At 40.7% G+C, this 21,880-nt stretch carries 7 protein-coding genes; 5 read left to right on the plus strand and 2 right to left on the minus strand.

From position 1 onward, the window contains the following. Positions 1–421 precede the first annotated feature (421 nt). A complete protein-coding gene (locus LMF89_RS01055; protein WP_229533482.1) occupies positions 422–3,085 on the minus strand; it encodes a sigma-54-dependent transcriptional regulator in 2,664 nt (887 codons plus the stop codon). Between the two features lie 309 nt (positions 3,086–3,394). Here LMF89_RS01055 and LMF89_RS01060 point away from each other — a divergent pair, with 309 nt between their 5' ends. The 5 genes from LMF89_RS01060 (at position 3,395) to LMF89_RS01080 (ending at position 7,136) form a co-directional block, all read left to right on the plus strand. After that, complete coding sequence (locus LMF89_RS01060) at positions 3,395–4,027, plus strand: TetR/AcrR family transcriptional regulator (RefSeq protein ID WP_229533483.1); 633 nt, start codon at positions 3,395–3,397, stop codon at positions 4,025–4,027. Between the two features lie 146 nt (positions 4,028–4,173). Then, positions 4,174–4,395 carry a hypothetical protein gene (locus tag LMF89_RS01065; protein WP_229533484.1) on the plus strand — a complete coding sequence of 74 codons (222 nt, stop codon included), beginning with the start codon at positions 4,174–4,176 and terminating at the stop codon, positions 4,393–4,395. A gap of 128 nt (positions 4,396–4,523) precedes the next feature. Continuing rightward, positions 4,524–5,006 (plus strand): LptA/OstA family protein, encoded by a 483-nt coding sequence (locus LMF89_RS01070; RefSeq protein WP_007960108.1) that lies wholly within the window; start codon positions 4,524–4,526, stop codon positions 5,004–5,006. A gap of 103 nt (positions 5,007–5,109) precedes the next feature. Then, a complete protein-coding gene (locus tag LMF89_RS01075; RefSeq protein WP_229533485.1) occupies positions 5,110–6,426 on the plus strand; it encodes a lipase family protein in 1,317 nt (438 codons plus the stop codon). A gap of 533 nt (positions 6,427–6,959) precedes the next feature. Next, on the plus strand, positions 6,960–7,136 hold the full coding sequence (locus LMF89_RS01080) for a hypothetical protein (RefSeq protein WP_229533486.1): 177 nt from the start codon (positions 6,960–6,962) through the stop codon (positions 7,134–7,136). A gap of 145 nt (positions 7,137–7,281) precedes the next feature. Here LMF89_RS01080 and LMF89_RS01085 read toward each other — a convergent pair whose 3' ends face one another. Beyond that, complete coding sequence (locus LMF89_RS01085; protein WP_229533487.1) at positions 7,282–21,879, minus strand: SDR family NAD(P)-dependent oxidoreductase; 14,598 nt, start codon at positions 21,877–21,879, stop codon at positions 7,282–7,284. Position 21,880: the final 1 nt, after the last annotated feature.

The raw sequence follows: 21,880 nt of genomic DNA on the forward strand, positions 1-21,880 counted from the left end.
CTATGTGTCTCATTACCTGCCAGTCAGATGACAAACAGCCTATAGTCTAGGATATAAAGGCAGAGTTGCTACATAAATTAAAATTTAACCTTTGGGCGCATTCCCTTTTTAAGAATGTGTCTTAAAATGTGTCTTAGTCATATTTCATGGAATGTGTCTCAAAATCCAAGACACATCATTATATGAAAAACACTTCGCACCCTTTAAAACATGTAGAACAAATCGAACCACAAAGACGCAAAGGACACTCAAGAAAAGTTCCTTAAAAAAGGGCATCGGATATCTTTTCTGACACTCCTGTGATTTATTTCATGACCGTTGCTCACTAATGCTCGCAAAATGACAGGTAAATGAATACTCCTTATGAATGAAAAGAAGCTCAAGAGTTTACATTTCTCTTAAGCTTCTTTGCGCTATTCTTTTAGTTCGATAGGATATTGAAATGCCCATCCATCATTTCAACGACATAGGCTAATTCAGTATTGGGAATCTCAATGCCAAATGCCTCTTCCACGATAATGAACGTATCTTTAATCGTCTTGAAAAGAGATTCCTTGGACTCCTTAATATGCAAGAAATTTGTATAGGGTAAGGGTTCATTCCTTATGATTCTTTCAATCATGCAAGAACAATGAAATAAGAATTTGATCCTGATGCTTTCATCAATAACTCCATTACAGGTATCTGCAACCTTTTCTAATACTTCATTGAGTAATCTTGATGCTTTCCCTACATTTAAGAACGTGAGAATTTCTTCTAGCATAGCAATAGCACGCTCTTGATAGATAATGGGTGAGTAACCAAATTCAACTGGTGAGTTATCCACTTTTATTCTGCCGCCAATTAACGGACTCATTCCATTTACACTTTCCACCAACATATCAAGACTGATATTCGGTAACATAGCTTTTCTCGCTGCTTCGATCACCATAGGGGTACTCACCATTTTAACGACTCTTGTAGGTATGCCTGTTCTTTCTGAAATGATTTCGGAAAAGGTGGTAAGAGAACCCATATCGACTAAGAGCAGCACGCCTCGTCCCTTATTGATCTTTTTTACCCTTTCAGTTGCCTTGTCCAAAATTACTTCTACCTTTTCTTCCAAAGGCATGTCTATCGCATGAATACATTCATAACCTAGAAGGGTTTGGGCTACTTGAACCATATTGGTAGCTGTAGCATACCCATGAGTGATAACTAATACCTCAATATTTTCCTCACTCTTTTTTACATGCAGGGAGTATAGCAGCATGGCGGTAAAAGCAACTTCATCGTCTGGGATATGGATTGCCAATTTCTCTTCCAGCTTGTTTTTAATCTTTTCGGCAACAGCAATTTCTAGCTGATGCTCATCATATATTTTTTTGATATTTGGATGGATGGAGATCTGCCCTAAGCGCAGCCTTTCTACAAGAGTTTCCATATGTAAGGCTAGACTGTATATTACTTTACTATCAAATGACAATCCCATAGCCTCTTTTGATTCTGCCAAAGATTCCTCAATGATATTGACAATCTCGGGAGTAACGATTTTTGCCAAAACTTCTTTTTCTAACAACAGATTATGATCTTGGCTTGCAGAAAAAGAATCGTGAAAGCGATTTTGGATCTGCTGATTCATGCGTTCTCTAATTTCATTTACAGAAAGACCCTTTTCTAGAAATTTCTGCGCACTTCTAAGGATTACATCATAAAAGTCCTCTTCGGTTTTATAATCGTCATACAAGAGCACGTTTTTTAGACTTGCATGTAAGTCTTCCTTTGCACCGTTAAATGTTATAGATTCGAAATCGTTTAAATTAAAAACTTTTGCTATTTCCTGCCTCTTATTATCAATGGTGAAAAATCCTTCTTTTAAGCGCTGTGAGAGCTGAGATAGTTTTATATGCACATCACTTTGCTGCTCAGTGACATATTCTACAAATGCATTGGCACACATAAGCTGGATATCATTTTTTAATTGTCCTATATTACCTGGGCATTTGTAAATCAGCAATACTTTTAGGACCTCTTTTGATACCGTTACAGGTATTTTAATTTTGACAGACTCTTCTCTAAAAAACTGACAGATAAGGGTCATTCGTCCTTTCAATGAACGCTCTGCTAAACTAGGAAGCATAATAATTACCGGAATTCTTCTTAGCAGCGTACCAAGGATCACTTCCTTAGGATCTTCAGTCGTAGCGGCAATGATCAGTATGTCAGCCTTACGGGTATTTTCCGATTCCCCCAAGCGACGATAACTGCCTCTATCCATCAATGAAAACAGCATTTCCTGTCCCTCTGGCGGCAAACGATGAACTTCATCTAAAAACAGAATTCCTCCATTTGCTTGATCCACTAATCCTTTTTTCTCAATATCTGCGCCCGTAAAAGCACCTTTTACATTACCAAAAAGATGTGAAACTAACAGCTGCAGATTTTCCGCATAATCAGCACAATTAAATATGACATAGGGAGCACTGGCGGAAAATCGCCCTATCTCGATTGCATAACGATACATGATTTCCGCAAAAGTTGTCTTTCCGATTCCAGTAGGACCGATTAATAACGTATGTAATCCTTTCGGCGGATACAGAATCGCTGCCCGCGCCTGCTTTACCTGATTCTTTAAATCATCTTTAGAACCCACTATTTTTTCAAAGATATCATCTTTCGGTTTTACATGATTCTCTATTAATTGATGTATCTCATTTTTATTACAAGAAACTGCCTCTTCTTTTGCATTACAAAGCAGCGATGTTCCTATTATTAGCTTTCTAAAATCAGTATCATTTTTAATGATTGGATCTTTTATCATGATCTGTGCATTTGCTTCCAGCCAAATTCGATCCAGATAACGCACAGGTTTACCTAAGATTTTAATAACCCTTCCCTCAGCCACAAGGCTATTTAGTTCCGTGCTAACATTATTCCTGGTAATGTTTAGCTTCTCTGATAAAAGGGTTGTTTCAAAACCGATTTTTTCTAGTACTTTATACTTGCTAATATCAATCTCCTGAGTGAGCGTTCTTAATTTTAAATAGACTTTCTCTTTTCTATGCATCTTATGTTCTAGACCATAAGATGTATCATCCTTTGACAATAGATCCCCCCCTTGTTCCCCATCGTCTACACAGTACTGTAAACACATTAGGAATTATCTAAAAAAACAGATAATTCACATTCCCTGTATTCCACACATTTTCTCAAATCCCCTCTGTCCTGGATAAAATCAATCATTTCACATTTGTTACGTAATAGGAGCTTTCACAAAAGGGACTGTCTTTCATGCTTTTGTATTTTAAGACAGTCCCTGTAATCCAACCTTTGTTATTTTAAATAAAAAATACCTTGACATGAAATTCCAACAAAGTTTATAATTTGACTTAAATCAATTAATGAGGTGATGACCATGGCACGTCCTCCACAAGATCCCCAAATACGAATAGCCGAGATCCTGGATGCTGCTGAACCGCTGTTTTATGCCAATGGCTATCATGAAACAGCAATCAGTGACATTGTAAAAAAAATGGGAGTTGCTCAAGGAACACTCTATTATTACTTTAAATCGAAGGAGGAAATATTAGAAGCACTGATTAATCGGCACATGTCCACGTTCACATCGGCATTTGCGCCGATCATTTATTCCGAAAACATTGCCCCGCCCCAAAAAATTGAATCCCTGCTACAGGCTATATTCCGTACCATTCAATATAAAGAAGGGTTATTGTTTTATTTTTTATATGATGATCGGACTTTACATCTCTTAGACAAATTATCACGCCAGGGTAACCAGTTAGTGGCACCTTTTTTGCTGAAAATTATCGAAGAAGGGAAACAGCAAAACTATTTTCATGTTTCTCATCCCAAAGCAGCAATGAATTTGATTATGGCTATTATTGATTGCCTGATTGATGCAATTTATGAGAAATCACCTGATGATTTACTGACCTGCCAGTTTAAGCTTGCAGAAGAGCTCATGGCAAAAGCATTAGGGATGAAAGAAGGCACGATACATATCGTTATCAACGATTCAGAGCAATGAATATAAAAAACGCCATTCAGTCAATAACTGGATGGATGGTTTTATTTAGACTAATTTCAACACCACGGACACATTCGTTAAGCAGCTTTTGCTGTGTATTTTCGTTGACGAGCATCATTAACCTATAAATTAAGGAGGTATCGCAGATGTATAATACGATCATTCATGGTATACCCGTTGAATCGGATCCTTCCTTATCACGGGAAGAAATCAACAAGCTGGTTTGCGAAGTCATTCAATCCTGGACCTGGGAAGGCAGAAAACTGGGAAAAGTCGAGATTATACGTGATGGACAATGGATGCAAGTCCACTCTTATGAACAACCTTTTGTCCAACTTGTCCCCATGAGAGCAACATTGCAGGAGTGAATCATGCAGCCATTCCATTGATTTAGAAAAGTTCAATATTAAAACAAATAGAATCTTTTTCGGGATGTTCAAGAGCCAAGAAAATAACCTGCTAACAGAATCTTAGCAGCTCGGGAGGTCAATCAAATATGAACCATAAAATTTTATTATCCCTCATCTTGCTTTCGTGTCTTTTTGTCAGCACTACAATAGCTTCCGCAGCTAAGCCTATCATCAACGCTGATACCACCTACTACGATGTAAATACCGGGCTCTATATGTTAAAGGGAAATGTATATATTGAAGTTTCCAATCGCATCATAACGGCGGGCCAGGCAAAAGTCAGCCTGAGTTCACTGGAAGTCTGGGGCTCAGACGGCATAACCCTTACACAAGATAATATTTATCTTACAGCCGGCAGCGTTTACGTATATGGCAGTCAGAAGAAGGCTATGCTTGACGGCGGCGTGACATTTAAACAGCCTAACTTAACTATAACTTCTGATACAGCAGACTTTAACTGGCGTACTAAACTAGGGATATTCAACGGTCAAGTACAGATTACCCAAGGTGATAACACCTGGTCAGCAGACTCCGTAACCTATAATATCGAAACCAATACGCTGCAATAATCTCATCAGTCTGCTTTAACCTGCAGCGAAATAGTAGATGCCGCATTCAAACGAGTTATCCGTGTGGCGGTAATCTGAAATGAATTTGCTCCCATGGAGGCTTATGATGAAGAAGCTAGTACTGTTCTTGTTCAGTTTTACGCTATTATGGTATCCTTTTTTTGTCCACGCTGACCCAAGAGAAGACTATGAAGAAGCTTATAAACTATATATTGCCGCCGGAGCTAGCGGAGCGGCTTATAGCGATCGAATCGGCGAGTTGGCCACCCGCTATTTAGCACAAGGCGGCTGGCAGATTGATCATTACGTCCAGACGCAGGGTCATACCGGTGCCCGCTTTCTTATCGCAAAAAAAGACCATTCAGGTGGTGCTCCAGAGTATCTTCTTGCCATTGTTGGAACAGAAAACAACAAGGATCTAAAAACCGACCTAAAGGTTGACAAAATTTATTTTGCAGGTAGCAATACCAAAGAATTCACAGTCAATGCCAATAAAAAAGATGTTCCCAACACAGAACCTAAGGTTCATAAAGGATTTAATGAATTTGTACAAACGATTCCGTCTGCCGTCTTGCATAATCCCCAGCACTCCCGTCTCTCACTTCCTGATCTGCTCATGGCTGATAAAAACGCTAAACTGTATCTTACCGGTCATAGCTTAGGTGGTGCGGCGGCAACATTGGTCGGAGCAAGGCTCCTCAGTATGGGAATAAATCCGGAACAAATTGAAGTGATTACTTTCGGCGCACCGGCCGTGGGCAATGCCGCGTTTGCCGCCAAATTCGAACCAATTCTTCACCTGACACGAATCGTCAATGCGGGCGATCCGGTAACTGGCGTCCTGCAAACCTTAGTTGGTGGCTATCAGCAGTTTGGTCGAGAAATTAAATGGACTTCGCCTGGCACCGTGGGTGATCCCCATAAATTGGTCAGCTATGTCGATTCTGCAATAAAAAACTATTATGATAAGCGCAGCCAGGCCGTAAAGGCCGGAATGGAACTGCCCGCCGAGCCTGCTACAAAACAGACAGACCTCGGACGCGTCTACATTGCCCCACTCCAAAATAACCTTCCTGATGGTTTAACAGCAGACTTCTGGTATATGCATGAAGCATTAAAGGATGAGTACCGAAAAATACTGCCAGACTATGTTATAGCCAATACACAGACATCCCCTAATGCATGGCGGGAAGCCGCTGTCGCCTCTGGCTGTCGATGGGCCATTATCTCTGAGGTAAGCGCCTTTCGTGTAAAACAAGAAAGAAGCACCTATTACATAACAGTAACCCAGGCTGTGTATGATGTCGCCACCGACATGGTCGTTGACAATGCCATTTTTTCAACCGGGACATACAACCTAACTCCCCTAGAAGCATTCTTCCATGCTTTCAAAGGAATAAATATCCGGCAAAATAATTAGCTCTTGGGTTACCATTGGTTTGATATAGAAATACAAATTGCTGCAAAGTTAACTACTTTGCAGCAATTTTTCATATATCTTTGCTTTTAAGATGCCAAAGTGACAGATATAAAAGATAACCACTGTGCCATTGTCTTATCCATAAACTAGTGACTACTATTGCCATATATAAATATCTATATCCAATAGCTTCCTTTATTGAAAAACTACCAGTGACACCCACTCTATATGAATTCGCGCTTATTGCCCAGTTTCCCAGCTTGATGATACTCCCATGATATAATCCGCATCTCTGTAAAAGAAAGCCGTATAATAAACCGTAATATTTTTGTCACATTTCTCAAGTATAATTAAAATCAATTTTAGAATAATTGGAGGATTAACGTATGCCATCAACCTTATTTCACATTTTCATACAATCTGACTGCTTTATCGTTCCAGATTTGATTGATTAAGCTTGTACTTTCAAAGGAATATTAAATGGAAGTTTGATACTATAAAATGGCGAATAAAGTAATTCTGGAGGTTTAATTGTGAAGAAGTCAGTTCAAAATTTTCAAGTAAGTGAGCTACAAATTCCACAAAACAATATAATGAATTTTAAAATACGACAAGATAATTGTCAAAGAAATTTTGTATTGCAAAAAATACATTCTTTTTTTGTGAAAATAGATGCTTTAAATATTGAGTATATTTCTCGCAGATGGTAAGCGGGTTCTTAAGCCATCCACTAATCTGACTGAGCCCTTTGTATTGGACATTTTAGAAAAAGTCTAACACAAAAGGCTCAATTCATTTAGAAGACAGACGACTCTCTTGTTGATTACTGTTATAAAGTCTGGCTGCAAAGCATCATTAGGATATATATTTGTTTATATCTTCTTTAATCAGTGCCAGCAACTCATCTTGGTTCTGCTCTTTATTCAAAAAGAAATGGTCTCCAGATAACACATGTAATTTGCATGATGACGTAGTATTGTTACTCCATGACTGCATGTCCGTTTCTGTAACACGATCTTCTCTCTTACCATGAAAAGCAGTAATTGGTATATCAAATAGCTCTTCCTCTTTATACGTAAAACTTTCTACAATTCTCAAATCTGAAAAAGCTCCTCCTATTAGCTTCCTAGCCATATCTTCCTCCACAACTTTTCCTTTCATTCCTCCTATTTCATTCACTATTTCTTTTAATTGGGCAGGTGTAAAACATTCTATATCACTTAGGGAGGGGATTCCTTTAAATCCCATAGATTTCAATAAAGCAAGTCTTCGTTCAAAGTTGGGATTCGGTGTAGAACTAGGTGCAGTAAACCCTCCTACGAACAAGTGGCTAGGTTTATTATTGCTATTTTTCCATAAATAGTAGGCTAACCTGTAAGAGATTAGTGCCCCAAAACTATGTCCATAAAAACCATAAGGAATATCTAATTCAGGTTTAATCGCTTTTTCCAGCACACATATTGCATCACTAATATTATCTATAGGCTGTTCCTTTATTCTATTTTCTTTGCCAGGCAACTGGATAGGACATACTTCAATATAATCTGGCAAATTTGCTTGCCACGTACGATACAATGAAGCCCCAGCCCCGCCAAAGGGTATGCAAAAGAGTCTGAACTTGGCATTTTCTTTGATAATCCTATGGGCATACCATATACTTGCTTGATTTTTTTCTTTGAGTTTGCTTTTCTCTACTTCCGGTTCAACAATGAACTCTTGAAATTTAGTCTTCAGCGTAACAGCCAATTCCTTTATACTTGGACCCTGCAGTATGTCCTCCGCTGGAATCTTTATGCCTAATGACTTATCAACCATACTTATAAAATTTACAGCGACAATGGAATCCATTCCCAAATCTCTTAATGGTTCGTCAATGTCAAGATTTTCCGGCAGCATTCCTAGTTGCTCAGCCATAATTTGTCGCAGATAACTTTCCATTTCTTCAACCTTAAGAATTCCTAATTTATGTCTGCTTTCCACGTTTTCAGGCTCAGCAACGATCTCCTGGAATTCGGTCTTCAAAGTAGCAGCCAGTTCCTTTATACTTGGTCCTTGGAGTATTTCCTCCGCTGGAATCTTTATGCCCAACGACTTATCAACCATACTTATAAAATTTACAGCGGCAATTGAATCCATTCCCAAATCTCTCAAGGGCTCGTCAACGTCAAGATTTTCCGGCAGCATACCTAATTGTTCGGCCATCGTTTGCCGCAAGTATTGTTCTAATGCTTGCGTCTTAGAAGCTCCCGTTTTACTTCTTATCTCATCCATGATCCAAGAGCTTTTAATGCCGTCTACTTCATCACGAGTCAGCTTTAAAACTTCCATTCTTTTTATATCTAATTTTTTTACCTTTTTTCCTCTTGCCTGTACGAGAATAAGCCCATCATCATCAAAAAGCTTATATTCCCCTTGTATATAATTGTTCTTTTCACCATTCTTGTCTAGTATAAAGTGACACCATATCGCTTTGTCTCTATTGCCAACGCAATTTAAGTGGAATTCTTTCATCTCTACAACCATAAATACGGTACCTGGTGGCAGACAATCGGAACCAGCAAAGACGAAAAGCTGCGCGCATGCATCTAGCACGCCAGGATGGATACCTATAGAGTAATTATAAATCTTCTCAGCTTCAGTGAAAGGTCTAAAGCGTGCAAGTATTTCTCCATCCCTATGCCAAACTTGATCCACCCATTTTACACTATCACCAAGGCGAAAACCCTGCTCATGTATTTTCTGATAAAACTCAGAGGCCAGATACTGCTCGCTTTGCTCCATAATATAACTTAATTCTTCAACGGCTAGTCTATTATGCTCAATATCCTTGTTTATTTTAAGGCTTCCTGTAACATGCAGAGACCACTCATTCTTGTCTATTTCCCGGCTATTAAATTGAAACTTCATAAAACCATTTTCATCTTCAGGGCTAAAAAGCAAATTGACAATTCTACTACTGCTTTCAGTGAACCTCAAAGCTGATAAAAATTCCATATGATTCACCACATATGAGCTTGTATTGAAACTATCCTTAACAGCATCACACAGCATTTCCTGGTAGTATCCTACATGTAACACATTATGGTTATCCTTTAGTTCGGCAAAATTATCAGTATTCATTATATATTCAAATTGAACTTCTTTTAATGGTGAAGAAATACGTTTGCCTTTCAAAGGTACTGAAGTATTTTTTTCAGAATCAATTCGGTGTAATAACTTGTTTCGATTTTCAAAATTCGCCTGACCATCACTCAATGATACTTGTGAATCTTTAATTGCCTCAGGTATCCAGAATCGCTCCCTACTAAATGGATACGTAGGTAGGCTAATTCGGCGAGGCTTAATCTCTCCATAAATTTTGTTCCAATCAAAGACTAGCCCTTTGACCCAAATATCCAAAAGCTTTGTATATTTCCCTTTGCTGATCCAATTATCAATCGCCAATTGCAAATCTTCATCGGCAAAAATAGCCAGAGTATCTTTATTGCATTTCACCTGCCCCCGATACATCTGGACTATTCCATTATTACCTTCTACAAAACTCTTGAGTTTGTCATTAAGCTCTTTGATTGACCCCGCGATCACAGCCAAGCGTTCTTCCATGGCTTCGCGACCTACCTGGAGGGTATACGCCAGATTTGCAAGGTCAAGATCCGTGAATTGCTGTTCTTCAATTGCGATTAACAATTGCTGTACTTGCTCTTTGAGCCGAGCTTCATTCTTTGCAGATAACACCACAATGGCAGGATTTTGAGTAGTAATCGCAATGCGAGGTCGTTCCTGCTCCTTCGCGATATATTCTTCTATCACTACATGAGCATTTGATCCTCCAGCACCAAATGCTGAAATACCGGCTATCCTTGGATATTCCTTCTTTTCTCCGTTAATCTCAATCACTGGTCGCTTCCATTCTGCAAGTTCCTGCTGCACTACAAATGGTGTCTTTGCAAAATTGATATTGGGATTCAAGTCCTTAGCATGCAGACTTGGAACAATCTTTTGGTGCTTCATTTGCAATACAATCTTAGTAACTCCTGCAATCCCAGCTGCTGCTTCTAAATGCCCAATATTGGATTTTGCCGAACCAATGGCACAAAATTCGGTATCTTGTGTGTCTTTTCGAAAAGCCTGGCTTAATCCCGTAATTTCTATCGGATCTCCAAGTTCCGTTCCTGTACCATGAGCCTCTATATAACTTGTTGTCCGGGCATTTACCCCAGCTTTATCCAGTGCCCTACGAATGACATCTCCCTGAGCTGCAGGATTAGGAACAGTATACCCATTTGTCTTACCGCCATGATTAATACTGGTTCCTCGGATGATAGCATAAATATGATCCTCGTCAGCGATTGCCTGAGATAGGCCTTTGAGTAAAATAGCTCCAACTCCTTCACCAGGTACAAATCCATTTCCGCCTTGCCCAAAGCTCTTGCAACGTCCGTCCACAGACAACATTTGCTGGGCGCTAAGTCCGATATAACTTGAGGAATGAAGGTACAGATTAACCCCGCCTGCAATTGCCATTTCACATTCTCCACGGCGAATATGTTCAGAGGCTTCATGAATGGCTGTTAATGAGGCAGAACACATTGTATCAATTGGCATACTGGGCCCCTGCAGATTCAGCAGGTAGGAGATTCTATTTGCTACAGAACTGAAGGAAGTATGGGGAAACACTATTTTACCCTGTTTCCATAAATCAGGGGCATACAACTCAAAACCAGTCTTGGTAATTCCCGCAAAAACACCAATTCGCCCGTTATATTTTACGGCAAGCTGTTCTTTTGTATATCCTGCATCTTCAAACACTTCCCAACAAGACTCAAGAAACAATCGTTCCTGAGGATCCATATTACCGGCTTCCCGAGGCGAAATATTAAAAAACTGAGGATCAAAATCGGCAAACCCATCTATAAAGCCGCCCCATTTGCTATAGCTTTTGCCTTGTGCTATAGCTTCTTGTTTACTCGGATGGAAGAATCCATCCAAAGACCAACGCTCTGCTGGAATCTCTGTAATGCAGTCTTTACCTGATTTTAAATTCTCCCAATAGTCTTTGAGGTTTTTTGCCTGGGGATAACGCCCGCTCATACCGATGATGGCAATAGGTTCTTGCTCTCCATTACTTAGAACATTATTGGCAAAACTGCGATTTTGCTTCCTTCCTGCTTTCAATGATGTCAGTACAGGAATTTGACTATCTAGATGCAATGCTGGTGAGGACTTTTTCAAATTTTCCGGTTCCAGTATTGATTGAGCCTGATCCCCGAGCCCAGTCCACCGCATACATATTTGTGAATAGTCAGCAACAAGATATTCTGCCAGTGATGCTAAATTTGGGTACTCATAAAATAAGGTTTTTGATAACTCTCCAAAGATACCGGCAAGCTCATGATTGAGCTGGGTAATCACGATGGAATCAATCCCATAATTTTCGAGAGACTCTTCTGCATCAATTCTGGCAATCCCCAGCTTGGTTACTTCTCCTAACAGAACTTTAAGTTGGTGTACTGTTTTTTCTTTAAGTATTTCTGGATCAATTTGTGGCATCGCTGCATTCGACAAATGCAAGTCGGATTTGGCAGGAGTATCTAATAAATATTCTTGTATCCTCTCTAAGTCACCTTCCATCACCATCACCTGCTCTTTACCTGAAGCCAAGCTTTGATACAAAGCCCGAATACCACTTGAGGTCTGCATGGTAATAATGCCCACGCTCTGCATCATCATCTTCTCGGTTTCTTCATCAATGTGCATCCCTCCATCTTTCCACAACGGCCAATTCATCGCTAGCGTTTTTCCATGGCGCTGCTGTTCAGCCACCAGAGTATTGCGATATTTCGCATAAGCGTCCATGAAGGCATTAGCTGCAGCGTAGTCAGCCTGACCTGGATTGCCCATAGGTCCTGCTACTGAAGAGAAGAGAATTAAGAAGTCCAAAGGGAGATTTTTGCTTGCCTGATCCACGTTTACCAGTCCTGTAACCTTTGGCAGCATAACTTCTTGCAGTTCTTTTTTGGTCTTTTTGATAATAAAGTTGTCTCTAATGATTCCAGCACCATGAACGATGCCATTTAGGGTTCCAAAGTCTTTTTGAATACTTTGAATTAAATCAGCAACTGCTTCTTTTTGATTCACATCAACTTGTCTGTATTCGATTCTGGCCCCCAGTAACCGTAATTCCTGCAATTGACTTTGTTTGTCTTCTTTCAGGGGGGATCGTCCAGTGACAATCAGGGTTACCCCCTTAACACGCTGAACAATCTCTTTGGCAAATATAAGCCCTAATCCTCCAGATCCTCCTGTAATCAGATATATGCCCTGATCTTTCCAAGGGATTACCTCTTTCTCTCCGGGAACTTCCAATTTACTCAAATTGGAAACATATCGTGTGCCGTCTTGATATCGAATATAGTTATCGATTGGGCTTCGACTGTTCTCTTTCAGTTTTTCTATGATTCCGTAGGAATCTTCTCCTGCTTCTACTTCAATCAACTGTCCTATTATTCTGGGATTCTCAAGCTTGGCTGTTTTCAAAAGCCCGGAGAGTCCGGAGAGACCGGAGAAAAGTTGCTGCTCCTTTTGAGAAGAAACCACAATCTGTATCAGCACCTTGCCTTTAGGTTTGCTTTCAAGAATGCTTTTGATTTCTTCAAACACTTGGATAGCATAGCTTTGAAACCTCTTATCAATTCCATCTTGTTCATTTGTTACAGTAATGTAGCGCACACCACCCATTTGGGTTTCAATGCTTTCTCTGGATACATCATCCCGCTCACAAAGCATTACCAGATGCTGGGCATAGTCAGGAGCTGTGACTTCCCGGCCAACAGCTTGTTCTTTCCAGCTAGGATAGAACATCACAGTCCCTACATCTGTTGAAGCCTCTACTGCATCCATTTCATCGTCCAGTCTTTTAGTTGAATATCCTTTCATCCGTACACAAACCTTTCCCTGTTCATCGTATAAGTCAATATCAAGTTTTTCCCCTTGATTCCCTGCCACACTACCATCACTATATCTAATGAAAGCCCACATGGCAGAAGTGCACTTACTAAATAACTCCAAATCATTAAGAGCAAAGAGCTGAATTGGCTTGAGCTCATCATTGCCTATCCTTAGGCAGATTGACGCTTGCAATACAGCTTCCATTACACTTGGATGCAGCACATAGTGATCTTTCGTATCGGCTGCAGACTGAGGTAAGGATATCTTAGCCAGCACTTGACCTGATCCCACATACACCTTTTCAATTCCCCTGTATCCCAAACCATACTCGATCCCCATCGCCTTAAATGTCTCGTAGCATTGATTCGAACTGAGGGTATTTGGGCTGCACTGTACTTGTAAGGTCTCTAGATCTACAGTTGGGGCTTTTGCAATCCCACTTAGCACAGCAGTACCCTGACTGTGTACTATAGGCTCTTTATTGCCTTCTACGGACTTGGTATAAATTTCATAGGATATTTCTCCATTACCTTCGGGATATAGTCCTATATGTACCTGTATAGGCTGTCTATTGACTGCAATGGATCTTGCCCAGACAATATTCTTTAGCCAGAGCCCTGTTTGTTCTTCTTCCAAGGTTCCTGCCGCCTCAGCGACTGCCGCGCGAACCATCTCAAGATAGGCCGCCTCAGGCAAGACGCACTGACCTTTCACTACATGATCTGCCAGGAAAAATTCTTGACCTGTAAAGTTTGAACTAAATCGTTGTTCAGAAAAGTTCGAAGTATTTTGATGCAACAGCGGATGGATAGCTGCTGCCACAGAGGATTCTGTTGTGATGCTAGATTTTACTTCTGGAATCCAATAGCTTTCTCTGGCAAAGGGATACGCCGGCAAACTGATGCGACGAGGTTTGTAATTGCCATATAACTTCTCCCAATCAAAATTCAATCCTTTCGTCCAGAGATCCATAAGTTGAGAATATTTTCCGCTTTTAATACAATTTTCAATTAGCAAGTCTTCATTACCTGTAAACATTGTCAATGTATCTTTATTACGTTTGACCTGTCCTCTATAAAAATCCTCAATACCACTCTTTTCTTGCAAAAAGCCCTTCAGTTTCTCTTCAAGTTCTTTGATAGATAACACCGTCATAGCCAAGCGCTCTTCCATAGTTTCGCGTCCCACCTGCAGTGTATAGGCTATATCAGCCAAGCTGTTCTCTTCGAATTGCTCCTCTTGGATTGTGGCCAACAATCGCTCTGCATACTCTTTAAGTCTATCTTCCTCCTTGGCCGACAGTACAATGATTGCCGGGTTATGAGTAGTAATAGTAATAGAAGAACGCTCCTGATCCCTGGGAAGATATTCTTCAACCACGATATGGGCATTTGCACCTCCCGCGCCAAAGGAGGAGATACCAGCTCGTCTTGGTACTTCTCGGCCATCAATTAAGGGGCGTTTCCAATGCTCGGTTTTTGCTTGTACAATAAATGGAGTTTGAGCAAAATCAATATTAGGATTTAAACCCGCTCCATGCATTACATTTCTTACAAGAGTTTTATGCTTCAACTGCAAAAGGACTTTCGTCAGTTGGGCAATTCCTGCAGCAGCCTCTGGATGACCGATATTTGATTTTACAGAGGAAATTGAGCAAAAACTTGTATCTTTTGTATACTTTTGGAAAACATCGGTTAACCCTGTTATCTCAATTGGATCGCCTAATGCCGTCCCAGTTCCATGGGCTTCAATACAACTAATACTCCGAGGAGAGATTTGACTGAGTGCCAGCGCTTTTTCTATTGCCAACGACTGCGACACTGGGCTGGGAACAGTATAGCCATTGGTCTTGCCTGCATGACTGGTAGCACTGCCTTTAATAACGCCGTAAATAATATCCTGATCTTTTATTGCATCCTGCAAAGGCTTTAAGAAAACTGCACCAACTGCTTCTGCAGGAACATAACCTGTCCCCCCCTCGCAAAATGCCCGGCAGCGTCCGTCAGAAGCATTGAATTGCCCTTGTGAAAGTAAGATATATTTACTCGGATGAAGTGATAAATTTGCTCCGCCGGCAATTGCCATACGCGACTGACCGCTGCGAATACTTTCACAAGCCAAATGAATTGCATACAGCGATGATGAACACGCAGTATCCACAGTCAAGCTTGGTCCAGTTAAGTTCATTACAAAGGACACTCGATTCGCAATTGAAAACATTTGGCTGTATGCAGGATAAAGCTCTTGCTTAGCACGCACCGCGGATTCAGCTGCTAACAGCTGATAATTATTGAAGGTTGCACCAACAAATACTCCTATTTGATTTCCATATCCATCTTCTCTCAAAGATTTTCGAGTATATCCGGCATCTTCTAAACACTCCCAGGCCACTTCTAAAAACAATCGTTCTTGAGGGTCCATAAGCATAGCATCTCTTGGCAAAATATTAAAAAATAATGGATCAAAATAATCAATACCTTCTAAAAATCCACCCCACTTGCTATAACTAAGCCCACTTGCAGCAGCTTTGGCACGATCCGGTTCAAAAAATCCATCCAGTGACCAACGTTGGGGAGGTATTTCTTCAATACAATCTTTGCCATCATACAGATTTTTCCAGAATTGATCTAGAGTTGCAGCCTGTGGATATCGCCCGGCAAGTCCTATTATGGCAATATCAGCCCATGGGTGGGTATCTGGAACAGATGAACTCACTTGCCTTTCCCAAGGTTTTGCTGAGTATGTCGAGACCATAGTAGGAATTTCTTTTGTTTGAGATCGGTGGTGCTGTGGCAGTGTTGGTACATTAGCTTTACTGACCAAGGCCGAAACTGCGTCAGGATAGGCTTTTACAAGATAAGCGCCTAAAGTCCGGATGGTATTATATTTAAAAAACATGGTTGCATCTAGTTTCCCAATCCATTGCTCTATTTTTTGATTGAGAATGGAAATCATTATGGAATCCAAACCTAATTCTTCAAAGTGTGCATCCGCATCCAATCTGTTAGCCGGAATCTTAGTAACGCCTTCCAGCAATACTTTAAGCTGGTCTATGGAAGCTGATTTCAAGGTCTCCGCATCAGTGTTGGTGAGTACCTTCAAATGCTCTTGCGGCTGAATTGTGATATCATCTGCAGCATTCAATCTAAAATCCTCTCCCTTCATTACAGGATCTGCGGCAAAAAGCTCCTGTCCCGTAAACGCCGATCCGAAGCTTTGCTCAGAAAAATTTGAAGTGCTTTGATACAATAATGGATTAATGGAAGTTGCAATAGCTGGACTTGTTGTGTTGATAGGTTCAACCTCGGGTACCCAATAGCGTTCCCGCGCAAATGGATAGGTAGGCAGACTAATTCTTTGGGGTTTGCTATCACCGTATAGTTTATTCCAATCCAACACCAATCCCTTGACCCAAAGCTCGAGAAGCTTCCCATATTTCCTCTTAGTAAACCAGGCATCAATCGTTTTTGCCATATCTTCATCTGCAGCAAAAACAGCAAAAGCTTCCTTGTTGCGCCTTACCTGGCCTAGATACAAGTCCTCTATGCTTTCCTTGCCTTCCACAAAATTCTTTAATTTCGCCTCAAGTTCTTTGGTCGTTTTTACGATCATAGCCAGACGTTCTTCCATAGCATCACGCCCGACCTGGAGAGTATAGGCTATATCTGCTAAATCAGCATCTGAGAATTTCTGCTCCTGAATGGCGGTCAATAATTGCCTTGCCTGCTCTTGCAGCTGTTCTTCATTCTTTGCCGACAGCACGATCATTGCAGGGTTTTGGGAATTTATTATCATCTCTGACCGCGCCTGGATCTTAGGGACATATTCTTCAAATACGATATGGGCGTTAGCCCCCCCAAACCCGAAAGAACTTACGCCAGCCCGTCGGGGAAGATCATTGCCATAAGCATCTTTTAATGCCTTCCATTCTTGTGTTTCCTGCACAATATAAAAGGGACTATTATCCAGATTGATATAGGGATTAAGGGTATCGCAATGAAGCGTTTTCACCAGTGTTTTATTTTTAAGCTGCAGTAAGACTTTAATCACGCCTGCAATACCAGCAGACAGCTCCAAGTGGCCAACATTGCTTTTCACCGATCCCAGCCCGCAATGTCGGCCTGCTACTTGAGCATATCCTGAAGTCTCATAAAGCTCTTGAAATGCCATTTTCAGACCATTAACTTCAATTGGATCACCAAGTTTAGTACCTGTTCCATGGGCTTCAATGTAAGTAACCGTCCTTGGATCAATACCAGCCTTAGTATATGCAGCTTTCAATACTTGCGCCTGAGCCTTAGGATTAGGCGCCGTCAAAGAATTGGCATGGCCCCCATGGTTCTCGGCAGACCCCCGAATAATTCCATAGATGTGGTCTCCTGCCTGCTCTGCATCCTTGAGCTTTTTCAGGAATACCATTCCCGCTCCTTCCCCCCTAACGTAGCCGTTAGCCTTGTCGGAAAAAGTTTTGCATCGCCCATCTTCAGAGAGCATTCCGGCTTTATTAAAGCTGATATGAACCTCTGGCATCATGATAGTATTTACACCACCAACGATTGCCATCTCACAAGTTCCATTCTCTATGGCGCTTACCGCCCGGTGGATGGCGATTAATGAACTTGAGCACGCGGTTTCAATAGGTTCACTGGGCCCATGAACATTTAAAAAATAGCTCATTCGGTTGGGTCCTACCGAAGGCACGATACCAGTATTAAAATAACCTTCAATTGTCCTATTTGCCTGAAAAACCAGCTGCATATAACCGGTACCTGTTGTCCCCACAAAAATGCCTGTGTTGGTTCCCGAAAGACTTTGAGCCGAATACCCAGCATCTTCAATGGCTTTCCAAACATAGGTCATCAATAGGCGCTGCTGGGGGTCCATAAACTCGGCTTCTTTGGGAGATATACCAAAGAATAATGGATCAAACTCATCTATACCATCAATAAAGCCGCCCCATTTAGCATTTGTTTTATTTCTATCTTGTTTAGGATCACCATAATACTCCCGCCAATCCCAACGCTCTTTAGGGATTTCAGTGATACAATCCTTACCTTCTGTAAGATTCTTCCAAAAATCATTTACATCTTTGGCCATAGGAAATATACCACTTATTCCTACAATTGCAATAGGTTCAGGACTGATAGTATCCGGCTTCGATGAGTTCGCTGCTTCTAATGTGGGTGCCGTCACCATTCTTGCAAACCGGGAACGTTTTTTTCTTACGCTGAATAGAATTTCTTCCACTTCTTCTTCCTTAACTTGCACAGGGGGTTCAGCCTTAATTTGTACGCCCATTTTTGTTTTAAGCACAGCTTGGTGTTCTTCCACCAAATATTCTGCAAAACTATGAAGGGTTGGATATTCGAAAAATATAGTAGGCGTTAGTTCAAGACTGTATTCCTGATTCAGTTGATTGGCAAATTCAGTAAATGTAATCGAATCAAACCCATATTCACTCAGATCGGCATCCGCATCAACATCCTCGCTCTTAACTTTAAGTAATTTGGATACAGCTTGCAATAAAACGGCCTGCACGTTGTCCAGTATATTACCCATATCAGTCCCTCTTGTAGAATCAGATGCTATGGGAACTATCTCTGGTTCCACTTTAAATACTGCTTGGTGTTCTTCCACCAAATATTCCGCAAAACTATGAAGGGTTGGATATTCAAAAAATATAGTGGGCGTTAGTTCAAGACTGTATTCCTGATTCAGTTGATTGGCAAATTCAGTAAATGCAATCGAATCAAACCCATATTCACTCAGATCGGCCTCGACATCAACATCCTCGCTCTTAACTTTAAGTAATTTTGATACAGCTTGCAGTAAAACGGTCTGCACGTTGTCCAGTATATTACCCATATCAGTCCCTCTTGTAGAATCAGATGCTATGGGAACTATCTCTGGTTCCACTTTAAATACTGCTTGGTGTTCTTCCACCAAATATTCCGCAAAACTATGAAGGGTTGGATATTCAAAAAATATAGTGGGTGTTAGTTCAAGGTTGTATTCCTGATTTAGTTGATTAGCAAATTCGGTAAATGTAATCGAATCAAACCCATATTCACTCAGATCGGCATCGACATCAATATCCTCGCTCTTGACTTTCAGTAATTTGGATACAGCTTGCAGTAGAACGTTCTGCACATTATCCAGTATATTACCCATATTAACCTCGGTTGTAGCAGAAACTTTCGATTGCTGAGTGTTATAAGTTGTCATCAAAAGTTTTTGTTTCATTCGTGCCAGTTTGCCCTCCATCACCATCACCTGCTCCTTACCAGAAGCTAAGCCCTGATACAAGGCTCTAATACCGGTTGGTGTCTTCATGGCAATCATGCCCATGCTTTGCATCATCATCTTTTCGGTTTCTTCATCAACGTGCATACCGCCCTCTTTCCACAGCGGCCAATTAATGGATAAGGTCTGACCTTGCCGTTGTTTTGCATCTACCAGAGTATTACGATACCTTGCATAGACGTCCATGAAAGCATTAGCGGTTGCATAATCGGCCTGACCTAGATTGCCTAAGCTTCCTGCTATCGAGGAAAAAAGAACAAAAAAGTCAAGATTTAAATTCCGGCTTGCTTGATCCAGATTGACTAATCCAGTGACTTTGGGAGATAACACTTTTAAAAACTCATCCCTTGTCTTTTTAATAATAAAGTTATCTCGGTTTACTCCCGCACCATGAATGATACCATCAAGTCTTCCATATTGCTTTTGAACACTATCGATTAAATCGCTAACAGCCTGCTTCTGGGTCACATCAATTTGCTTATATTCTATTCGGACGCCAACCTGCTCTAATTCCTTGATCTTTTCTTGCTTGTCTTCCCTAAGCGGGGATCGTCCTGTAAGGATCAATGACACATTCTTTACTTTATGTGCAATATCATTCGCAAAAATGAGACCGAGGCCTCCAGCACCTCCTGTGATGAGATAGATGCCTTGGTCTTTCCAAGGTATACCCACTTCTTCCTGAGATGCTTCCACTTCTCTCCAACCGCTAACCAATCTTTTTTCTTCTTGATATTGAATTTGATTCTCAAAGGGACTTTGGCAGTTTTCCTTGAGTTTTTCTATGATTTCTTCAGAATTTGTCCACCGGTCCACTCCGATTAGTTGTCCTATAAGTTTAGGATTTTCAAGCTGAGCGGTTTTCAAAAGCCCGGAAAGTCCAAAGAAGAGCTGCTGCTCATTCTCTGTACAAACTACAATCTGAACTAGCGCCTTACCGGTAAGTCTTTCTTTGAGAATGCTTTGAATTTCCTCAAATATTTGAACGGCATAAGTTTGGAATCGTTCCTCTATACTGTTCTCCTTAGATTGTAAGACAAGGCAATGCACACCCCTCATTTGGGTTTTAATACTCTCCAAGGTAACACCATCTGGTTCACAAAGTACCACTACATGCTGAACATAGTCAGGTAATACAGCTTCTTGAACAGCAGTTTGTTCCTTCCAGCAAGGTGTAAGCCGCAACGTTTCGATAGTTTCTGAGGAACCTATAGTACCCACTTCGCCTTCCAACATTCTTGATGTAAATCCTTTCATCCGCACACAAACATTTCCTATTTCATCACATAAATCAATATCAAGTTTCTGCACATTATCCCCAGCTTTGCTGCCCTCACTATATCGAATTAAAGCCCACATTGTTAAAGAACAATTACCGAAAATTTCAATTTCTTGTAATGCAAAGGGCAGAGCGAGCTTTAAGGGGCGCGTACTATCGCCCATCATTAGACCTAATGATGCCTGTAAGGCTGAATCCATCAAACTGGGATGCAGAACAAACTGATCCTGCATAGTAGTAATGGTCGATGGCAAAGACAATTTTGCCAAAACTTGGCCCGATCCTATATAAGCTGTAACAATACCCCGATGTCCCGGACCATAGTCAATTCCCATTGCACTATAGGCTTGGTAGAATTGACTAGAAGAAAGACTTTGATTACAATGAGCTTCTAGTTCCTTAAGGTCCAACGTTGGAGCCTTCCATGCCGAACTCAACACTGCAATCCCTTGACTGTGTACTACAGGTTCTATGCCCGCTTTTTCAGATTCACTAGAAACTTCATATGTAATCTCTCCATTATCTTCAGGATAGAGTTCAATATTTACTTTTACTGGCTGTTCCTCTACGGTAATAGGTCTAGACCAAACTATATTTTTAATCTTAAGCTGGGTCTTATCTTCTTCTAAATCTCCTATGGCTTGTTTTACTGCCTCTCGTGCCATTTCAAGATAGGCTACCCCAGGTAAAATCCGTTTTCCCTGCACTACATGATCCGCAAAAAAAAACTCCTGACCCGTAAAAGTTGAACTAAATCGTTGCGAAGAAAGATCAGAAATATTTTGATGCAACAAAGGATGAATAAAATCAGATTTCGCAGAAATAACTTGAGTTTGTAATTGACGTATTAAATCTTTTGCGTCTATTTTTGCCAACCTCTTGTTTTTCACTTCATATAAAATATACTGAAGAAAATCTTTCATA

The sequence above is a fragment of the Pelosinus baikalensis genome, from assembly GCF_020819555.1.
Classification (GTDB): domain Bacteria; phylum Bacillota; class Negativicutes; order DSM-13327; family DSM-13327; genus Pelosinus; species Pelosinus baikalensis.